At 73.1% G+C, this 19562-nt stretch carries 15 protein-coding genes; 10 read left to right on the top strand and 5 right to left on the bottom strand.

Annotated elements, in window-relative coordinates; all coding sequences use genetic code 11:
- Nucleotides 1-215: 215 nt before the first annotated feature.
- The 3 genes from DDJ31_RS13090 (at nt 216) to DDJ31_RS13080 (ending at nt 3063) form a co-directional block, all read left to right on the top strand.
- Nucleotides 216-461 (top strand): hypothetical protein, encoded by a 246-nt coding sequence (locus tag DDJ31_RS13090; protein ID WP_127180092.1) that lies wholly within the window; start codon nt 216-218, stop codon nt 459-461.
- A complete protein-coding gene (malQ, locus tag DDJ31_RS13085; protein ID WP_127180093.1) occupies nt 461-2557 on the top strand; it encodes a 4-alpha-glucanotransferase in 2097 nt (698 codons plus the stop codon). The genes DDJ31_RS13090 and malQ overlap by 1 nt, the downstream gene beginning before the upstream one ends.
- 248 nt (nt 2558-2805) lie before the next feature.
- Nucleotides 2806-3063, top strand: coding sequence for a hypothetical protein (locus DDJ31_RS13080; RefSeq protein WP_127180094.1), 258 nt, complete (start codon nt 2806-2808; stop codon nt 3061-3063).
- A gap of 129 nt (nt 3064-3192) precedes the next feature.
- Here DDJ31_RS13080 and DDJ31_RS13075 read toward each other — a convergent pair whose 3' ends face one another.
- On the bottom strand, nt 3193-3864 hold the full coding sequence (locus DDJ31_RS13075) for a TetR family transcriptional regulator (protein ID WP_127180095.1): 672 nt from the start codon (nt 3862-3864) through the stop codon (nt 3193-3195).
- 128 nt (nt 3865-3992) lie between these two features.
- Between DDJ31_RS13075 and DDJ31_RS13070 the strand changes: the two genes are divergently transcribed.
- The gene (locus DDJ31_RS13070) at nt 3993-5489 is read left to right on the top strand and encodes an FAD-dependent monooxygenase (protein ID WP_127180096.1); all 1497 of its coding nucleotides are present in this window, start codon (nt 3993-3995) and stop codon (nt 5487-5489) included.
- Here DDJ31_RS13070 and DDJ31_RS13065 read toward each other — a convergent pair.
- Nucleotides 5486-5992, bottom strand: coding sequence for a MarR family winged helix-turn-helix transcriptional regulator (locus DDJ31_RS13065; RefSeq protein WP_127180097.1), 507 nt, complete (start codon nt 5990-5992; stop codon nt 5486-5488). The two genes, DDJ31_RS13070 and DDJ31_RS13065, sit on opposite strands and share 4 nt — an antisense overlap.
- A gap of 241 nt (nt 5993-6233) precedes the next feature.
- Between DDJ31_RS13065 and DDJ31_RS13060 the strand changes: the two genes are divergently transcribed.
- On the top strand, nt 6234-7349 hold the full coding sequence (locus tag DDJ31_RS13060) for an EamA family transporter (protein WP_171480819.1): 1116 nt from the start codon (nt 6234-6236) through the stop codon (nt 7347-7349).
- Nucleotides 7350-7417: 68 nt separating this feature from the next.
- On the opposite strand, the gene pepN is transcribed toward DDJ31_RS13060, so the two are convergent.
- Complete coding sequence (gene pepN, locus DDJ31_RS13055) at nt 7418-9991, bottom strand: aminopeptidase N (protein WP_127180098.1); 2574 nt, start codon at nt 9989-9991, stop codon at nt 7418-7420.
- A gap of 112 nt (nt 9992-10103) precedes the next feature.
- Here pepN and DDJ31_RS13050 point away from each other — a divergent pair, with 112 nt between their 5' ends.
- A complete protein-coding gene (locus tag DDJ31_RS13050; protein ID WP_127180099.1) occupies nt 10104-10595 on the top strand; it encodes a DUF1203 domain-containing protein in 492 nt (163 codons plus the stop codon).
- Here DDJ31_RS13050 and DDJ31_RS13045 read toward each other — a convergent pair.
- Nucleotides 10592-11608 (bottom strand): aspartate-semialdehyde dehydrogenase, encoded by a 1017-nt coding sequence (locus tag DDJ31_RS13045; protein ID WP_127180100.1) that lies wholly within the window; start codon nt 11606-11608, stop codon nt 10592-10594. The two genes, DDJ31_RS13050 and DDJ31_RS13045, sit on opposite strands and share 4 nt — an antisense overlap.
- Before the next feature lie 334 nt (nt 11609-11942).
- Here DDJ31_RS13045 and DDJ31_RS13040 point away from each other — a divergent pair, with 334 nt between their 5' ends.
- Entirely contained in the window at nt 11943-12470 is a 528-nt protein-coding gene (locus DDJ31_RS13040) for an RNA polymerase sigma factor (RefSeq protein ID WP_127180101.1), read from the top strand.
- Nucleotide 12471: 1 nt separating this feature from the next.
- Nucleotides 12472-13320, top strand: a complete 849-nt coding sequence (locus tag DDJ31_RS13035) for a hypothetical protein (protein WP_127180102.1) — start codon at nt 12472-12474, stop codon at nt 13318-13320.
- Between the two features lie 77 nt (nt 13321-13397).
- Here DDJ31_RS13035 and DDJ31_RS13030 read toward each other — a convergent pair whose 3' ends face one another.
- On the bottom strand, nt 13398-16688 hold the full coding sequence (locus DDJ31_RS13030) for a S8 family serine peptidase (RefSeq protein ID WP_127180103.1): 3291 nt from the start codon (nt 16686-16688) through the stop codon (nt 13398-13400).
- A 318-nt stretch (nt 16689-17006) separates the two neighbouring features.
- Between DDJ31_RS13030 and DDJ31_RS13025 the strand changes: the two genes are divergently transcribed.
- Both DDJ31_RS13025 and DDJ31_RS13020 read left to right on the top strand, forming a co-directional pair.
- Nucleotides 17007-17486, top strand: coding sequence for an NUDIX hydrolase (locus tag DDJ31_RS13025; protein ID WP_127180104.1), 480 nt, complete (start codon nt 17007-17009; stop codon nt 17484-17486).
- A gap of 307 nt (nt 17487-17793) precedes the next feature.
- The gene (locus DDJ31_RS13020; RefSeq protein WP_127180105.1) at nt 17794-19545 is read left to right on the top strand and encodes a TIGR03767 family metallophosphoesterase; all 1752 of its coding nucleotides are present in this window, start codon (nt 17794-17796) and stop codon (nt 19543-19545) included.
- Nucleotides 19546-19562: the final 17 nt, after the last annotated feature.

Here is a 19562-nt window from a genome sequence, read left to right as displayed (position 1 = left end):
GCCCTCGCGCCGCGGGGACGGCTCCCACGGCAACCACCGAACCAATGTTCGAAAAACTGGACGGCCCGTCCACTTTGTCGCACTCTGGAGAGATTGGCCCCGAACAGAATGTGACGAGAGGCACGATCTCCCGCTGCGGACGTCTGCCACGGCGCCCACGGGGTAGGGCTGCGACAACCGCAGCCTGCTCGCCGTATTCGACAAGGAGGCCCCCCGTGGCCGCACCGGCACACCTTCTGCTCCCGGCCCTCTCCAAACACGTGGCGCTCGCCGAGGCGGAGGTCGACCTCGACGACGACCTCTGCGTCTTCAGCTCGGAGAGCGCCTGCACCGAGGCCCCCCTCACCAGCGAACCCCCGCTGCCCGACGCCGAGCCCCTCACCAGCGAACCACCCCTCGCCGACGCCGCGCCCCTGACCAGCGAGTCCGCCGCCCCCGAGCCGGACGACACGAGGCCGTAGTGGCGGGGCGGCGGCCGGCCGGGCCGCTCTCCGACGACCTCACCCGGCTCGCCGAACTGCACGGCGTGGCCACCTCCTACCGCCCCTCCCCGGACCGCGCGGTCCCCGCCTCCGCCACCGCCGTCACCCGCGTCCTGGCCGCCCTCGACGTCGACGCGGTCACCCCCGAGGCCACCGCCGCCGCCCTGGCCGCCCGCGAAGAGGAGCTGGCGCGGCGGCTGCTGCCGCCCACGGTCGTCCACTGGACCGGCGGCGACGACCCGCCCGTCCCACCGGCCCTCGCCGCCCTCCCGCCCGGCACCCGCCTGCGCGTCCACGACGAGGACGGCGCCACCCGCACCGGCACCACACTCCCGCCGGACATCCCGCCGGGCGTCCACCGCCTGACCGCCACCACGCCAGACGGCCGCACCGGCGAGACCCACCTGGTGGTCGCCCCGGCCCGGCTGCCCACCCCCGAGGGCCGCTCCCACGGACTCCTCGTCCAGCTCTACTCCCTCCTCTCCACCCGCTCCTGGGGCATCGGCGACCTCGGTGACCTCTCCGAACTCGCCTCCTGGGCCGGACGCGCGCTCGGCACCGGATTCCTCCAGGTCAACCCGCTGCACGCGGCCGTACCCGGCGCCCCCACCGACCCGTCCCCCTACCGGCCCTCCTCCCGCCGCTTCCCCGACCCGGTCTACCTCCGCGTCCAGGACGTCCCCGAATGGGCCGACGTCCGCGCCCCCGACCGGATCCACGCCCTCCTCGACCGCGCCGACCGGCTGCGCGCCTCCGTCCTCGCCGACGGCGCCCTGATCGACCGGGACGCGGTGTGGGAGCTGAAACGGGAGGCGCTCGAACTGGTCGCCGCCGTCCCCCTCGGACCCGGCCGCGCCGCCGCCTTCGCCGCCTTCGTCGCCGACCAGGGCCAGGCCCTCGACGACCACGCCACCTGGAACGCCCTCGCCGAACTGCACGGCTCCGACTGGCGCCGCTGGCCCACCGCCCTGCGCGACCCCCGCTCCGACGGGACCGCCGCGGCCCGCCGCGACGCCGCGGGCCGCGTCGAGTTCCACCGCAGGCTCGCCTGGCTCACCGACACCCAGCTCACCGCCGCCCAGCGCGCCGCCCGCGAGGCCGGCATGCCGGTCGGGATCATCCACGACCTCGCCGTCGGCGTGCACCCCGAAGGCGCCGACGCCTGGGCCCAACAGCCCTTCTTCGCCGCCGGGATGTCGGTCGGCGCACCACCGGACGCCTTCAACTCCCGCGGCCAGGACTGGGGTCTGCCGCCCTGGCGCCCCGACCGCCTCGCCGCCTCCGGCTACGCCCCCTACCGGCGGCTCCTGCGCGCCCTGTTCCGCTCCGCGGGCGCCCTGCGCATCGACCACGTCATGGGCCTGTTCCGGCTCTGGTGGGTCCCGCAGGGCGAACCGCCCACCGAGGGCACCTACGTCCGCTACGACGCCGAGGCCATGCTCGCCGTGCTGGTCCTCGAAGCCGCCCGCGCCGGGTCCTTCGTCATCGGCGAGGACCTGGGCACCGTCGAACCCGGGGTACGCGAGCGGCTGCGCGAACGCGGGGTGCTCGGCACGTCCGTCCTCTGGTTCGAACGGGACTGGGAGGGCGACGGCGCACCGCTGCCGCCCGAGTCCTGGCGCGCGGACTGCCTCGCCACCGCCACCACCCACGACCTGCCGCCCACCGCGGCCCGGCTCACCGGCGAACACGTCGACCTCCGCGACCGGCTCGGCCTCGCCACCCGCCCCCTCGCCACCGAACGCGCCGAGGCCGAGGCCGACATCGGGGAGTGGCTCGCCGTCCTCACCCGGCTCGGCCTGCTGCCCGCCGCCACCCCGGGCTCCTCCCAGGAGGAGGCCGAGGTGCAGGCCGTCCACCGGTTCCTGCTGCGCACCCCGGCCCGACTGGTCGGCGTCTGGCTCCCCGACGCCATCGGCGACCGCCGCCCGCAGAACCTCCCCGGCACCTCCGACGCCTACCCGAACTGGCGGCTGCCCGTCGCCGATCCGACGGGCCGCCCGGTCACCCTGGAGGAACTGGCCGCCGCACCACGCCTGCACGCGCTGATGAAGGTGCTGCGGGGCGAGGGGTGAGACGGGGGGCTCCTGGCTTCCGGGGGCGCCGGGGCGCGGGGACGCCGGGTTTCCGTGGCGCGCGGGGCGCGGGGCGCGGGGGTGCCGGGTTTCCGGGGTTTCCTGATCTCTCGACTCTTCTCGGACTCTCGGCTCCGAGGCTCCCGGGCTTCCGGGAGCCCGGCGTTCCCAAGGGCCGCGGGGGCGTCGCGCCTCGTACGGCACCCCCGGACGAGCGCCCGTATCCGGCGTTCGATACTTTTGGCACCGTGGACAACAAGAACGCCCTGCGCGCCGGCGCCCTGGCCGCCGGTACGACGCTGATGATGCTGCTGATGTCGTCCCCCGCGCTCGCGCTGACGCGTGACGACGGCGACGACCCGGGCCCGGGTCTGAGCGTCATCGAGACGCTCGGCCTCTACGTGCTCTGCCCGCTCGTCCTGTTCGCGGTCATCGCGGGTCTGGTGATGGTCCTGGACAAGTCGAAGGACCGCGCGCCGAAGACCAAGGTGAAGGCGGAGGCCTGACAGCGGCCCGCCCGCACCCCACCCCCTTCCGCCGAGGGCGCCGCCCCGTCCGCGTACGCGCATCCGCGCCGCCGTACGCGAACGGGACGGCGCCCTCGGCGCGTTCAGGCCCGTGCCGCTCCGCCCGGGTCACGGGCTCGGCGCGGTCAGATAGCGCTGGACCGTGGGGCCGAGCCACGCCACGATCTCCGCGCGGCTGAGCGCCACTGACGGCGGCAGCCGCAGCACATACCGGGTCAGCGCGAACCCGAGCAACTGCGACGCGGCGAGCGCCGCCCGCGTCGGCACCTGCTCCGGGTCGGGGCACGCCTGCCGCGCGGCCGGCAGCAACTGCTCACGGAACGTCTCCTGCATCCGCTCCGCCCCGGCAGGACCCGCCGTCGCGACCCGCAGCATCGCCGTGAGCACGTCGCTGGACTCCCAGAGCCCGAACAGATGCGTCACCAGCGCCTCGCCGACCTCCTCCCGGCGCAGCGCGCCGAGGTCGGGCAGCCGCAGGTCCACCGAGACGGCCGCCGCGAACAGGCCCTCCTTGCTGCCGTAGTAGCGCATCACCATCGACGGGTCGATCCTGGCGTCCTTGGCGATGGCGCGGATGGTGGCGCGTTCGTAGCCGTCGGCGGCGAAGCGTTCGCGCGCGGCGACGAGGATCGCCTCCCGGGTGCCGTCGGAGCGACGCCGGGGCGGGGCGGACGCGGACTCTGACGCGGGTGCGGACTCCGACGCGGGCCCTGACGCGGCTGCGGGCCCTGATGCGGGTGCGGGTCCTGACGCGGGTGTGGGGGTGGGTTTTTCGGTCATGTTCGCGAGTTTAGGCCAACAGTTGTTGGCCAACAAGGGTGTGCCAACATTCGTTTGCCAACGGTTGTTGACTCCCGTGGGAGACCCTCGTATCGTCGTCAACAAGCGTTGGCGTCAGGAGGCCCCTCATGGTCGGCACCGGCAACACCCACACCACTCACCCCGTGATCGTCGTCGGCTCGGGTCCCACCGGGCTGCTGCTGGCCGGGGACCTCGCCGTCGCGGGCGTCCCCGTCACCGTCCTCGAAAAGCGCAGGCACCAGGTCAACAACCTGTCCCGGGCCTTCGCCGTGCACGCCCGCACCCTGGAGCAGCTCGACGCCCGGGGGCTCGCCGACGACCTGGAGGCGGTCGGCACGCCCCTCGGCGCGCTCCAGCTCGTCGGTGGGCTGACCGTCAGGCTCGACACGCTGCCGTCCCGCTTCAACCACGTCCTCGTCACCCCGCAGTACGAGGTGGAAGGGGTGCTGGAGCGGTGGGCGGTCCGGGCGGGCGTCGAGTTCCGGTACGAGACCGAGGTGACGGGCCTCGCGCAGGACGCCGACGGTGTCACCGTCGAGACCCGCGGCCCCGGCGGGGCGACGGAGCGGCTGCGGGCCCGGTACGTGGTCGGCGCCGACGGGATGCGGAGCGTGGTGCGCCGCGCGGTGGGGCTGCCGTTCCCCGGGCGGTCGGTGATCCGCTCCGTGGTCCTCGCGGACGTGCGGCTGACCGAGCAGCCGGCCGAACTGCTCACCGGCAACGCCGTCGGCGGGGCGTTCGCGTTCCTGGCGTCCTTCGGGGACGGCTACCACCGGGTCATCGGCTGGCGCCACGACCGGGACGTCGCCGACAGCGAGCCCGTCGGCCTCGACGAACTGCGGTCGATCGTCCGGCTGGTGTTCGGGACGGACTACGGGATGCACGACGTGCGGTGGATGTCCCGCTTCCACAGCGACGAACGCCAGGCGCCCGCCTACCGGGTGGGCCGCGTCCTGCTCGCGGGGGACGCCGCCCATGTGCACACCCCGGCGGGCGGGCAGGGCATGAACACCGGGCTCCAGGACGCCGCCAACCTCGGCTGGAAGCTCGCCGCCGTGCTGCGCGGCCACGCGGACGACGCCCTGCTCGACAGCTACCAGGCCGAACGGCACCCGGTCGGCAAGGCGGTGCTGCGCAGCAGCGGCGGCATCATCCGGCTCGCCATGGCCAAGCACCGCCTGACCCTTGAGGCCGGCGCGGCGCTGACCCGCTGTGTCTCGGCGGTCGCCCCGGCCAGGCGCGCGGCCGTCGGCGAGCTCACCGGCATCGGCTTCCGCTACCCCGCGCCCCGGGGCGCCCACCGGCTGACCGGACGGCGCGTCCCGGACGTCGCGTTGAGCACCGGCCGCCTCCACGAGGCGCTGCGCGGCGGCCGGTTCGTGCTGGTCACCCCGCGCGGATCGCAAGGCTGCCAGGGCCTGGACGCCCACAAGGATCGCTTGGCGGTGGCGAGTTGGGTGAGCGGGCGGTCGACGGCGCTGCTGGTGCGGCCCGACGGCTACACGGCCTGGGCGTCGGACACGGCGGACCCCCGGGAGATCGAGGCGGCCGTCACCGCCCACCTGGGCCGGACAGCCCCGAGCCCCGAGGGCGCCGTCGCCTAACGGCCGCCGGGCGTTCCGGCGAGCAACGTCCTGAGCAGGTCGGCCAGTTGGCCGGCCTGTTCGTCGTCGAGGGCGGACAGCGCGGCCGTCTGGGCCGCCAGTCCCGCGCCGACGGCCCGGTCGATGAGCGCCAACCCCTCGGGCGTCAGGGTGACATGCAGGCCCCGGCGGTCGTGCGGGTCGGGGGAGCGGCGCAGCAGCGCGGCCCGCTCCAGCTTGTCGAGGCGCCCGGTCATACCGCCCGTGGTGAGCATCAGTGTGGCCGAGAGCTGGCGCGGCGAGAGGGTGTAGGGCTCGCCCGACCTGCGCAGCGCGGCGAGGACGTCGAACTCGCCGCGGGCGATCCCGTAGGGCACGTACGCCTGCTCCATGTCGTCGCCCATCGTGCGGGCCAGCTGGAAGATCCGTCCGAAGACCTCCATGGCCCGGGTGTCGAGGTCCGGCCGCACGGCCGCCCACTGCTCGATGATCGCGTCGACGGAGTCGCCGCTGTGTCCGCTCATGCGGTGAGTATCCGACCGGGACGGCTTGCCCGCAAGAAAGTGGCTTGACGATAAGTTGCTTAGCGCTAAGCTATCGATGTGCTCGTTCGGGACGGGCGCCTCCACCCGGGAGGGATCCGCGAGATCCGCGAGATCCGAGTCGAGGAATCCGAGCCGAGGAATCCGAGCCGAGGGGTCGGCGAGATCCCGGAGATTCGAGCGATCCGAGAGGCCCGGGGGAGTTCCTAGAGAGGTGCCTGTCATGAAGCGGTCGGCGACCGTACTGCTCACCGCCCTCGCCCCGGTCTCCTGGGGCACCACCTACGCCGTCACCACCGCGTTCCTGCCCGCGGACCGCCCCCTGTTCACCGCCCTGGCCAGGGCGCTCCCCGCCGGGCTCGGACTGCTCGCGCTCGCCCGGGTGCTGCCGCGCGGCGCCTGGTGGTGGCGGTCCGCGGTGCTCGGCGCGCTCAACATCGGCGCGTTCTTCCCGCTGCTGTTCCTGTCCGCCTACCGGCTGCCCGGCGGGACGGCGGCGGTCGTCGGGTCGGTCGGACCGCTGCTGGTGATCGGCCTCTCGGCGCTGCTGCTGGGACGGCGGCCCACGGCGCGGGCGCTGACAGCCGGGGCGGTCGCCGCGTTCGGCGTCAGTCTCGTCGTCCTGAAGGCGGCCGGGTCGCTCGACACCGTCGGCGTGCTGGCCGCGCTCGCCTCGACCGCGTCGATGTCGACCGGCACGGTGCTCACCAAGAAGTGGGGCCGCCCCGAAGGTGTGGGCCCGCTGGCGCTCACCGGCTGGCAGCTCACCGCGGGCGGCCTGCTGATCGCCCCGCTCGCCCTGGCCGTCGAGGGCGCCCCGCCCGCGCTCGACGCCCGTGCCGTCGGCGGCTACCTCTATCTCGCCCTCGCCAACACCGCCGTCGCGTACTGGCTCTGGTTCCGCGGCATCGGCCGGCTCACCGCCACCCAGGTCACCTTCCTCGGCCCGCTCTCCCCGCTGACCGCCGCGGTCGTCGGCTGGGCGGCCCTGGACGAGACCCTCACCCCGCTCCAACTCACCGGCATGGCCCTGGCGTTCGGGGCCACGGTGGCGGGACAGCTGGGGCGGGGCGGCGGCGGAGCAGGCGCAGGCGCGGGCAGGAGAGGGAGCGGGGTCGGTGACGGGAGGGTGCGATCGCCCGGCGCGACCGGCCCCGCCGTCCAGGCCGGACCCGCCGGACCACTGGCTCCCGCTCGTCCCGCCGGGCCTCCGGCTCCCGCTCGTCCCGCCGGGCCTCCGGCTCCCGCCGCTCCCGCCGGGCCTCTCGCTCCCGCCGCTCCCGCCGGGCCTCTCGCTCCCGCCGGACCTCCCGCCCAACTGGCCCGCGAACACCGCTAGTCGACGTCGGGCGGCGCGCCTGCGCGAGGGCGTCCGGTGTGGTCGCACCGGACGCCCTCGTCCGCACGTTACGCGTGGCGCGCGTCCGCCTCCTGGGCGCGCAGCGCGCGCTCCACACCCGAGCGGGACTCCGAGACCAGGCGGCGCAGGGCCGCGTTCGGCTCGGCGCCTGCCAGCCAGGCGTCCGTCAGGTCGAGCGTCTCCTGGGAGACCTGGATCCCCGGGTAGAGACCGACGGCGATCTGCTGGGCCATCTCGTGCGACCGGGCGTCCCACGCGTCCTTGAGGACCTCGAAGTACCGCTCCGTGTACGGCGCGAGCAGCTCCCGCTGGTCGGTCTGGACGAAGCCGCCGATGACGGATTCCTGCACCGCGTTCGGCAGCTTGTCGGACTCCACGACCGACGCCCAGGCCTCCGCCTTCGCCTCGGCGGTAGGCCGGGCGGCGCGGGCGCTGGCCGCGTGCCGCTCACCCGCGGCCGTGCGGTCGCGCTCGTACTCGGCGGCGATCTCCGCCTCGTCGAACCGGCCGACCGCGGCCAGCCGCTGCACCAGCGCCCAGCGCAGTTCGGTGTCGACCGCCAGCCCCTCGATGGTCTGCGCGCCGTCCAACAGGGCTTCGAGCAGGTCCAGTTGCTCCGGGGTACGGGCGGTCACCGCGAACGCCCGCGCCCACGCCAGCTGGTGGTCGCCGCCGGCCTCGGCCGACCGCAGGTGCGCCAGCGTGGCGTCGGTCCAACGGGTCAGCAGCGCCTCGCGGCTGTTCGGGTCGGCGTACAGCTCGATGGCGAGCTTCACCTGCCGTTGCAGGGACTGCACCACACCGATGTCCGACTCCTTGCCGATGCCGGACAGCACCAGCGAGAGGTAGTCCCGGGTGGCCAGCTCCGCGTCCCGGGTCATGTCCCACGCCGACGCCCAGCACAGCGCGCGCGGCAGCGACGACTCGAAGTCCCCCAGGTGCTCGGTGACGAACGCGAGCGACGCCTCGTCCAGACGGACCTTGGCGTACGACAGGTCGTCGTCGTTGAGCAGCACGACGTCGGGACGGCGGACGCCGACGAGCTGCGGGACGGCCGTCAGCTCGCCGTCGACGTCCAGCTCGACGCGCTCGCCGCGCACCAGCTTGCCGCTGTCCGCGTCGAGGTCGTACAGGCCGACCGCGACCCGGTGCGGGCGCAGCGTGGGCTCGCCCTTGGCGCCCGCGGGCAGCGCCGGGGCCTCCTGGCGGATCGCGAACGAGGTGATGACGCCGTCGGCGTCGGTCTCGATCTCCGGGCGCAGGACGTTGATGCCCGCGGTCTCCAGCCACTTCGTCGACCAGGTTTTCAGGTCACGTCCGGAGGTCTCCTCCAGCGCGCCGAGCAGGTCCGAGAGGCGGGTGTTGCCGAAGGCGTGGCGCTTGAAGTACGCCTGGACGCCCGCGAAGAACTCGTCCATCCCGACGTACGCCACCAGCTGCTTCAGGACGCTGGCGCCCTTGGCGTAGGTGATGCCGTCGAAGTTGACGAGGACGTCGTCCAGGTCGCCGATCTCGGCCATGATCGGGTGCGTGGACGGCAGTTGGTCCTGCCGGTACGCCCAGGTCTTCATGGAGTTGGCGAACGTCGTCCACGAGTGCGGCCACCGCGAGTCGGGGTGGTGGGCCTGGCAGGCGATGGAGGTGTAGGTGGCGAACGACTCGTTCAGCCACAGGTCGTTCCACCACTCCATGGTGACCAGGTCGCCGAACCACATGTGGGCCAGCTCGTGCAGGATGGTCTCGGCGCGCAGCTCGTACGACGCGTCCGTCACCTTCGAGCGGAACACGTACTGGTCGCGGATGGTGACCGCGCCCGCGTTCTCCATCGCGCCCGCGTTGAACTCGGGCACGAACAGCTGGTCGTACTTGCCGAACGGGTACGCGTAGTCGAACTTCTCCTGGAACCACTCGAAGCCCTGCCTGGTCACCTCGAAGATGGCGTCGGAGTCGAGGTGTTCGGCGAGCGAGGGCCGGCAGTAGATGCCGAGCGGCACCGACTGGCCGTCCTTCTCGTAGGCGCTGTGCACCGAGTGGTACGGGCCGACGATCAGGGCCGTGATGTACGTCGAGATGCGCGGCGTCGGCTCGAAGACCCAGACGTCGTCGCGGGGTTCGGGCGTCGGCGAGTTCGACACGACGGTCCAGCCGCCCGGCGCCTTCACGGTGAACTGGAAGGTGGCCTTGAGGTCGGGCTGCTCGAAGGACGCGAACACCCGGCGGGCGTCGGGCACCTCGAACTGCGTGTACAGATAGGCCTGGTCGTCGACCGGGTCGACGAACCGGTGCAGGCCCTCACCGGTGTTGGTGTACGCGCAGTCGGCGACCACCCGCAGGACGTTCGGGCCCTGCGGCAGACCGGCCAGCGCGATCCGGGAGTCCTGGAAGACGTCCTCGGGGGTGAGCGGGTCGCCGTTCAGGACCACCTCGTGGACCGCCGGGGCGACCAGGTCGATGAAGGTCTCGCCGCCGCCCTCGGCGACGTCGAAGCGCACCGTGGTCGTGGACCTGTAGGTCCCGCCCTCCTGCGCCCCCGAGAGGTCGAGGTCGATCTCGTACGAGTCAACGGTCAGCAGCTTCGCTCGCTGCCGCGCCTCTTCGCGAGTCAGGTTTGTGCCAGGCACGCGGTCATCTCCTCGTTATGTGTGGGTTGCGCCATCCTTCCACGCGACCCGCGCCGATGGCGATGTCGTGAACCCGCCGGTGACCTGGCGGCCCGCGCGTCACCGTGGAGCCATGAACACCTACACCGCGCGACCCGTCGCACCCGAGGTCCTGAGGGAACTGCGCACCGCCGACGACGCGGGCCGCCCCGCCACCGCCGTCACCGACCGGGAGGGCGGGGCACCCTTGCGCTGCTGTCTGCGCCGCAGCGCGCCGGGGGAGCGGATCGCGCTGGTCGCGTACGCCCCGCTGCGCCGCTGGGCGTCCCGCACCGGCGCCGACCCGGGCGCCTACGACGAACAGGGCCCGGTCTTCGTGCACGCCGACGACTGCGCGGGCCCCGACGCCCCCGAGGACGGCCGCTACCCGTTCGCGAACGCCCACCGGACGGTCCGCCGCTACTCGGCGCGGGGCCGCATCCTGGGCGGCGCCCTCGTCGAGACCGTCGACGAGGAGGCGCTCGGGAACGCGTTCGACGACCCGGCCGTGGCGCTGGTCCACGTCCGGGCCGTCGAGTACGGCTGCTTCCTCTACGAAGTGCGGCGCCCCGGCGAGGCGCCTTAACCCTTCAGCTCCGCCGCCACCAGCTCCGCGATCTGCACCGCGTTCAGGGCCGCGCCCTTGCGGAGGTTGTCGTTGGAGACGAACAGGGCGAGACCGTGCTCCACGGTCTCGTCGGCGCGGATGCGGCCCACGTACGACGGGTCCTGGCCGGCCGCCTCCAGCGGGGTCGGGATGTCGGAGAGGGCGACGCCCGGGGCGCCCGCGAGCAGCTCGGTGGCGCGCTCGGGGGAGAGCGGGCGGGCGAAGCGGGCGTTGATCTGGAGGGAGTGCCCGGAGAAGACCGGCACCCGCACACAGGTGCCGGAGACCTTGAGGCCCGGGATCTCCAGGATCTTCCGGGACTCGTTGCGGAGCTTCTGCTCCTCGTCGGTCTCGTTCAGGCCGTCGTCCACGACGCTGCCCGCGAGCGGCACCACGTTGAACGCGATGGGCCGCTGGTAGACGGCCGGCTCGGGGAAGTCGACCGCGGAGCCGTCGTGGGTCAGCTTGTCGGCGTCGGCGATCACCTTCTGCGCCTGCCCGTGCAGCTCCGCGACGCCCGCGACCCCCGAGCCCGACACCGCCTGGTAGGTGGCGACGACCAGCGCTTCGAGGCCCGCCTCGGCGTGCAGCGGACGCAGGATCGGCATCGCGGCCATCGTCGTGCAGTTCGGGTTGGCGATGATGCCCTTGGGGCGGTCGGTGATGGCGTGCGGGTTCACCTCGGACACCACAAGCGGCACCTGCGGGTCGCGCCGCCAGGCCGACGAGTTGTCGATCACGACGGGCCCCTGCGCGGCGACCTTCTCGGCCAGCGCCTTGGAGGTGGCGCCGCCCGCCGAGAACAGCACGATGTCGAGGCCCGCGTAGTCGGCGGTCGCCGCGTCCTCCACCGTCACGCCGTCCAGGATCGTCCCCGCCGAGCGGGCCGAGGCGAACAGGCGCAGCTCGGTGACCGGGAAGTCCCGCTCCACCAGGATCCTGCGCATGACCGTGCCGACCTGACCGGTGGCTCCGACGATTCCGACCCTCACGGCGACTCCTTCGTGGTGTTCCTGCTCATGTTTCCTGCAAGTCTGCGGCTTTTTCCATCATGCGGCCGACCCCGGTGACCCTGTCCACTTCTTTGCGCCCCATACCGAGGTCTCGGCCACACCGCCCACCGCACGGACCTGCGGAACTCCCGCCGCACCCGCTTCGAGCTGCAGGAATTCACCCGGGAGCGGCCCGGCGCCGCAAGCCGTGCAGCGCACGCCACGGGTGTGACGTACGCCTCCGTACGCCCCCTGCGGGAGAAAGTCCGCCGGGCGCCGAACGTTCCCGGCCGCCACGGCGTCCTAGGGGAAACGTGGTGAGGGGGGATGGCTCGTGCTGGGCAGAAGGGTCCGCCGTGCCCGCGCGGACGAGCGCGGTGATCCGCTGGACGCGGTCCAGGAGCGCCGGGTGCGGGCGGTGCTCGCGCTGGGCGGGGTGCCCCAGTCCGACCTGCCCGACGGGGTCCAGCAGGTGCGGCTGCGGCTGCTGGAGCGCACGGCGAACGGTCACGAGGCGCCCCGTGACGTCTCCGCCTGGGCGGCCGTCGTCGCCTCGAACCTGGCGATGGACTGGCACCGGGCGAAGCGGCGCCAGGAGCGGGTCGGCGAGCGGCTCTCCGCGCTGCGCGCCCTCGACCAGCCCTCGGGCGAGGACACCAGCGTGCTGTCCCTCGCGGTCGCCCAGGGCCTGGACCAACTCCCGCACACCCAGCGGCAGGTGGTCGTCCTGCGCTTCTACGCCGACCTGCCGGTGCGCTCGATCGCCGAGGAGCTGGGCGTCCCCGAGGGCACGGTCAAGAGCCGCCTGCACACGGCGGTACGGGCCCTGCGCGCCCGTCTGCACGAGGACGAGGTGGTGTGACATGACCGCCGGACACGACAAACGCGACAATCACGATGAACGCGCCGGACGCGGCGGACATGACCCGCACGCCGCACCCGGCGACGACGGCTGCGGCTACGACGACGGCTGCGGCTACGACGACGGCTGCGGTTGCGACGGTGACGACGGACTGCTGGCCGCGATCGTCGGAGCCGGCCCGCCGCCCGGTGCCGACGCCGCCGCGCTGGCCGCCCATCGCGCGGCCGAGGCGGACGTCGCGCTGCTGGGGGAGCGGCTCAAGGCCATCGGGGACGCGCTGGCGACCGCACCCGGGCCGCGCCGCGCGCCGCGGCCCGAGCCGGCACCTGGACCGGGCCTCCAGCCGCCTGGCGGGCGGCGGCGGGGGCGGCGGTTCGCGGTCGGGGCGGTCGCCGTCGCCGTCGCCGGATGCGCGCTGTCGGGGACGGCCTGGCTGCTGGCGCACGCCCCGGGCGGAGGCGCCGCGTCGCAGGCGGGCGGCGCCTCCGACAAGTCCGTGACCGCGCCGGTGGCCCCCTTCGGCGACCCCGCCTACCTGGCCTGCGCCCGGCAGGTCGTCGCGGGCGAGGTGACGGCGGTGGCGCGGACGGCCGACGGCGCCTGGCGGGTCTCCCTCACCGTGACCCGCTCCTACAAGCCCGCCGGAGCGGAGGGGCGGGAGGTCGGCTTTTTCCTGGACCGGGGCGCCGTGCCGCGGGACGTCAGGCGGGGCGACGTGCTGCTCGTCGGGGTGCCCGCCGACGGGTCGGCCGCCGGGTACGCGGCCGTCGGCGCGGCGGCCGTGGCCAGGGAGGGGGCCGCCGCCGCCGGGGCGCTGCCCCGGGCGGCCGGGATGTCCTGCGCGCGGTGACGGGGGTGTCGCGCGCGGGAACGGCGAAGGGGCGGGCGTCCGCGAGGACACCCGCCCCTTCAGGTCAGCTCACCGGGTCACGGCGTGACCTTCCCGATCTGCACGCTGCCGGTGCCCGCGACCGAGCCGCGGGCGTTCACCAGCTGGACCCGGCCGAAGAACTCACGGCCCGCGGGGGCCGCCGCGTTGGCGGTCACCGTGCCGGAGAACGTGGCCGACTGGCCGGTGCCGAGCTTGACCGACGCGGACTGGTCGACGCCGATCGTGCCGAGCGCGGCCGAGAAGAACACGTCCTGGTAGTCGTAGGCGGTGGTACCGGCCGGGACCGAGTAGCCGTCGACCTCGATCGTGTACGTTCCGGCGGCAGGCGACGCGATCGAGACCGCCTCCTCCGAGTCACCGTCGGCCGACTGGCCGACGACCGCGCCCGCCGCGTTGTACACCACCAGGTCCAGGTCGGCGGCGGTGTCGGAGACGTTGCCGATGGCGACGTCGAGCGACGCGGCGCCCGCGGGCACCTCCACCGTGGTGACCTGGGTGTCACCCTGCGCGATGGTCGGGCGGGCCGCCTTGGCCGAGCCCAGCGGGCCGCCGACCAGGTGGCCGTCGAGGGCGGCGAACTTGTTCGTCGCCTTCCAGGTGACGGCGGTCGGGGTGCCCGCCTTGACCTCGGGGACCGTCACGGTTGCCGGGTCGAAGGCCGCGCCGAGGACGGCGACGTCCAGCTTGTACGGGTTGTCGAGCAGCGGCGAGGTGCGGCGCGACTCGACCTCGATCTCCCAGACGCCGGCCTGCGGGCTCGGGTACGCGCGCACGTCGGGCTTGCAGCCGTTGCCGTCGAGGTAGTTGTTGTAGCAGTACGGGGTTGAGGTGTTGTCGACCGGGACGCCGTACGGGTGGATCGAGATGAACCGGGTCTGGCTCTTGTCCTTCAGGCCGCCGATCGCGACCTCGAGGGAGGTGGCGCCCTCGGGCACCGTCACGAAGTACGACTGGGTGCTGTTGCGCTGCACCGAACTCGACGCCGAGTAGCTGTACTTGAGCGGCTCGGAGACGACGACCGTGGTGAGGATCTGCTTGTCGAGGCCCTCGGTCTTCGGGTCGTCGACCTCCAGGATCGCGCTCTTGAGGCCCGCCGACTCCGGGTTGGCCTGCACCTTGACGGTCACCGGCTGGTTGAGGCCGAGCTTGACCTCGTCCGAGCCGACGATCTTGAAGGTCTTCCCGGCGTTGTTCTCGAAGTGCAGCTCGTGCCGGATCGCCTTGTCCGCACCGGTGGTACGGGTGATCGTGATGTCGTAGGTCTTCTTCTGCCCGGCCTTGAGGCCGCCCTCGCGGTCGTAGAGGCCGGTGCCGAAGCCCGGCGTCTTCAGGGCGTAGTCGATCGCCGTGTCGACCGGCGCCTTGACCGTGTACTCGTGGGCGGTCGCACCCTTGCGGATGGACTTCCAGGCGTCCGGGATGTTGATGAGGCCCGCGCCCTCCTCGTACGCCTGCACGCCCTTGACGTGGTCGGCGGTCGAGGTGAGGGCGGTGCGCAGGGTCGCCGGGGTCAGCTCGATGTGCTTCTGCTTGGCGGCCGAGATCAGCAGCGCCGAGGCGCCGGCGGCCTGCGGGGACGCCATCGAGGTGCCCTGGAGCATCGAGTAGCCGGCCGGCAGCGAGTAGCCCGCCTCGGCGACAGGACCGCCGGGCAGCCAGGTCTGCGTGGTGTTGATCGCGGCGCCGGGCGCCGACAGGGTCGGCGTGAAGCCGCCGTCCTCACGCGGACCGCGCGAGGAGAAGGGCATCATCGCGTACTTCTTCTCCACGACCGAGCCGTAGTTGGCGGCCCAGGTCTGCTTGGAGATGGTCGCGCCGACCGAGATCACCTTGTCGGCGAGCCCGGGGTCGCCGATCGTGTTGGCGCCGGGCCCTGAGTTGCCGGCCGAGATGACCAGCTGGACGCCGTAGGTGTCGATGAGCCGCGTGTACATCAGCGCGCGGACGTTGTTGCCGTCGTTGAGCGCGGGCAGCCCGCCGATCGACATGTTGACGATGTCGACCCCGCGGTTGATCACCAGGTCGGCCATGCCCTCGGTGAGCGCGACGTTGGTGCAGCCGCCGGTCCAGGTGCAGGCCCGCGAGGAGACGATCTTCGCGCCCGGGGCCGCGCCGTTCATCTTGCCGCCGAACAGGCCGTTGGCGGCGGTGATGCCGGCCACGTGCGTGCCGTGCTCGGACTCGATCAGACCGATGTTGACGAAGTCGGCCTTCGCGCCCGCCGCGTTGTAGACGACGTCCTTGCGGATCTCGACGACGAACGGCTGCCGCTCCACGACGTCGGTGGCCGGGTCGTCGGTGCCGAAGTAGCCGACCTGGAAGCCGTCCTTGTACGGCTTCATCGGCTCGTCGTCACCGAAGTCGTTGTTGTTGTTCAGGTCGACGCGGACCGTGCCGGCCTTCGCGTCGTACAGCACGCCCCAGCTGTCGGTGGTGTCACCGTCGCGGTTCGCGTCGCCCGCCGCGTCGCCGCCGACCGTGTACGACTCGAGGAAGGTGCTGATCTGGTAGGAACCCGAGGGCGCCTTCCAGGTCTTGCCGCCGTAGCTGAACGCCGGACCGGAGACCGAGGTGAGCATCGGACGCCAGGTGCGGTCGCTGTCGACCAGCGGGTCGGTCGCCGTCACCCAGTCGACGATCTTCCGCTCGCCCGTGGTGGTCTTCTGCAGCGCCGGGTGGCCGAGGTCCACGCCCGAGTCGAGGATGCCGATGGTGACACCGCGGCCGTCGGCCTTCGGGTTGTCCTTCACGAAGTCGACGGCGCCCGTCTCGAACGACGGGTTGTACGGGTTCTCGGCCGGGGTCTTCTTGTCCGGGGCCGGGTAACTCGCCTTCACGCCGGACGACTTGGTGGAGCCGCCCGCGGGGCTCGGGTCGTCGAGCGGGATGTCCTTGCGCAGGTCGATGCCCTGCACGGAGGAGAGCTTCGTGGCGGCGGCGATGGCCGAGTCCGCCTTCGCGGTGGGGACGGTGGCGCGGACGTAGCCGAGCTTGTCGTACGTCTTGCCGACCGAGCCGCCCTTGACCGCGTCCAGCTGGTCGGAGACCTGGGCGGTCGCGCCGGGCGCGGTGGCGATCATCATCGTGACGGTGGCGTCGCCGTCGGCCTTGGCCTCGGCGAGCAGATCGGCGTCGTCGCTGCCCAGCTTGTCGTGCGCGGACTTGACGGCGCCGGCCGCCGGGGCGGTGGCGGTGGGACCGTCGGCGGCGAGGGCCAGGGGTATCGGCCCCGCCGCGCAGAGCGCGGCCACCAGTCCGGCGGCCACGGATATGCGTGCCGTGCGTCTCGCGCCCGATATCGGTTCGCGCTGGGGGGTGAAGGTCATCGGCATCCCTTGTACGTAAAGGAACGAACGTGGATCGACCGGAGCCGATCGGCTCCGGTCGGACGAGCGCTCAGCTTTACTCAAGAGGCAGTTGTTTGGCGAGTGTTGACCGAAAAGATATGGACGTATGGGGAAAACCCGCGATCCCCTTTACGGACGAATGCGCCCAATCGGACCGCGGGGCACGGGAGATGACCGGAAAGACGCCCGGCGGGACATCTCGCGGGCGGTCGCACGGGCCGTCCCACGGATCCCGCAGGCCCCACCGGAGGGCGCCCTGCCCGCCCGGTGGCCGGGGCCGCCGTCTACCGTCCTGTCATGCGGAAGAAGCTGAGGGTGGCGGCCTACGCCGTGTGCGTCCGCGACGATCACCTCCTGATGGCCCGCTGGGTCGCGGGCGACGGACCGCCCCTGTGGACCCTGCCGGGCGGCGGCCTCGAACACGGCGAGGACCCCTACGACGCGGTACGCCGCGAGGTCGAGGAGGAGACCGGCTACCTCATGGACGTCACCGCGCTGCTGGGCGTCGGCGCCGCCCGCCGGCTCACCCCGCCCCGCCTCTCGCCCCGCCGCCTCCGCCGCGGTGTCGACGGGCACGCCGTGCGCGTCCTGTACGAGGGCCGGATCACCGGCGGCGACCTGCGCGACGAGATCGGCGGCTCCACCGACCGGGCCGCCTGGCACCCGCTCGCCGAGGTACCGGACCTGCACCGCTCCGACGCCGTCGACATCGCGCTCGCCCTGTGGCGGCAGCGCCCCGCCACCGGACGGCTCGCACACCCCGACCCGGAGGGATAGCCGAAGCCCCGGGGACAGCCGCCCCGAGGGGCCGCGCCCGCGCGGGAAGCCGCCTCCGCGGGCCGCCCCGCACGGCTTCCCTACCCCCGCAGATGAACACGGAGTGACCGAATCCCGGCCGTTCGAGGAGCGGCCGTGGACGCGCAGGGTGGCCCAAGATCCACGTACGGTGATCGGTGTTGCGCGTTGCCGCCTCGTTCACGCACAGGTCATCCCCGATGCCAAGCATCCAGAGCGAGCGGGAATGTTCGCGGAAGCGATCGCCCGCGACCACAGCCGACGCGTTCGCACTCGGGGAGACCGCGCCATGTCGCGCACACGCTCTGTCGCCAGCTCCGTGCTGGGCATCAACCGTCGTACCGTTCTCGCCGCCACCGGCGCGGCGGCCGTCTCCGCGGGCGTCGGCTACGCCCTGCGGCCCACCGAAAGCCAGGCCGCCACCACCGCCGAGACCCGGGTCGTGGCCCAGTCCCGCAAGGCGCCCGCCGCGCCCCTCGCCCCCTACACCAAGGGCACCACCCTGGCGGCCGTCGCCGCGCCCCGCACCTCCACCGGCTACCGCCGCCTCGGCGAGGGACCCGGCTGGAAGCGGGTGGTGCGCGGTGAACTGGCCGCCGCGAAGTCCGGCCGCGCCGCCCGCCGCACCGCGCTCGCCGCGTTCGTACAACTCACCGACCTGCACCTGATCGACAGCCAGCACCCGATGCGCCTGGAGTACCTGCGCTCCACCGACCGGCACGCCTGGCGCCCCCACGAGGCGCTGACCGTGCAGGGCGCGGTGTCGCTGGTCGAGCGGGTCAACGCGCTGCGCGGGGCACCCGTCACCGGCTCGCCGTTGCACTTCGCGATGACGACGGGCGACAACACCGACAACAACGCCAGGACCGAACTCGACTGGTTCCTCACCATCATGAGCGGCGGCCGGATCACCCCAGGCTCCGGGGACCCCCGCCACTACGAGGGCGTCCAGAACAGCGGGCTCACGCAGTACTGGCAGCCCGACTCGACCGTCAGGGACGCCGACAAGCAGGCCGGGTTCCCGCACCTGGCGGGCTTCCTCGCCGCCGCCACCCGCGAGGTCCGCAGCCCCGGCCTCAACCTGCCCTGGTACTCCACGGTCGGCAACCACGACGCGATGCCGCTCGGCTGCTACGGCCACGGCGACTCCTGGCTCGCCGAGTACGCCGTCGGCGGCAGGAAGCTGATGGCTCTGCCCGCGGCCGACGCGAAGAAGCTCCAGAACGCCATCAAGGGCGGCAAGGACCCGCAGGGCAAGGCGTTCCGCGACATGCTCAAGGCGCACACCCGCTCCATGCGCGCGGTCACCCCCGACGAACGCCGCGCCCCCTACACCCCGGCCGACTACCTCAGGGCGCACCTGGACCCGGCCCACCGCGGCCTCGGCCCGGTCGGCCACGGCTACTCCTCCGCGAACCTCGCCGCGGGCACCCAGTACTACGCCTTCCGCATCTCGGACGACGTCGTCGGCATCAGCCTCGACACCACCGACCCGGGCGGCCACTACGAAGGGTCAATCGGCACCGCCCAGTTGAAGTGGCTGGACAAGCAACTGCGGGACAACAAGGACGGCCACGTCATCGTCTTCAGCCACCACACCAGCAAGACGATGACCAACACCAGCCACGCCGACCCGGCCCGCCCGACCGAGCGCAGGCACAACGGCCAGGAGGTCGTGGCGCTCCTCGGCAGCCACCGCAATGTCCTCGCCTGGGTGAACGGCCACATCCACCGCAACGACATCACCCCGCACGCGGCGCCCGACGGCCGCTCCTTCTGGGAGATCTCCACGGCCTCGCACGTCGACTTCCCCCAACTCGCCCGGATCATCGAGGTGGTGGACAACAAGGACGGCACGGTCTCGCTGTTCACCACGCTCGTCGAGTCGGCGGCCCCGCACCGCACGGACTTCGCCGACCTCTCCCAGACCGGACTCGCCGCCCTCTACCGGGAGTTGTCCTTCAACGCCCCCGGCGCCAGCACCACGCTGGGCGGCGACCCGGCCGACCGCAACACCGAACTCGTACTGAAGAAGGGCTGACCGGCGGCCACCGGTTG

It is taken from the genome of Streptomyces griseoviridis (assembly GCF_005222485.1).
GTDB classification, from domain to species: Bacteria; Actinomycetota; Actinomycetes; order Streptomycetales; family Streptomycetaceae; genus Streptomyces; species Streptomyces hintoniae.
Note: the sequence above shows the minus strand (reverse complement) of the source record. Positions and strands in the feature narration are given on the sequence as shown.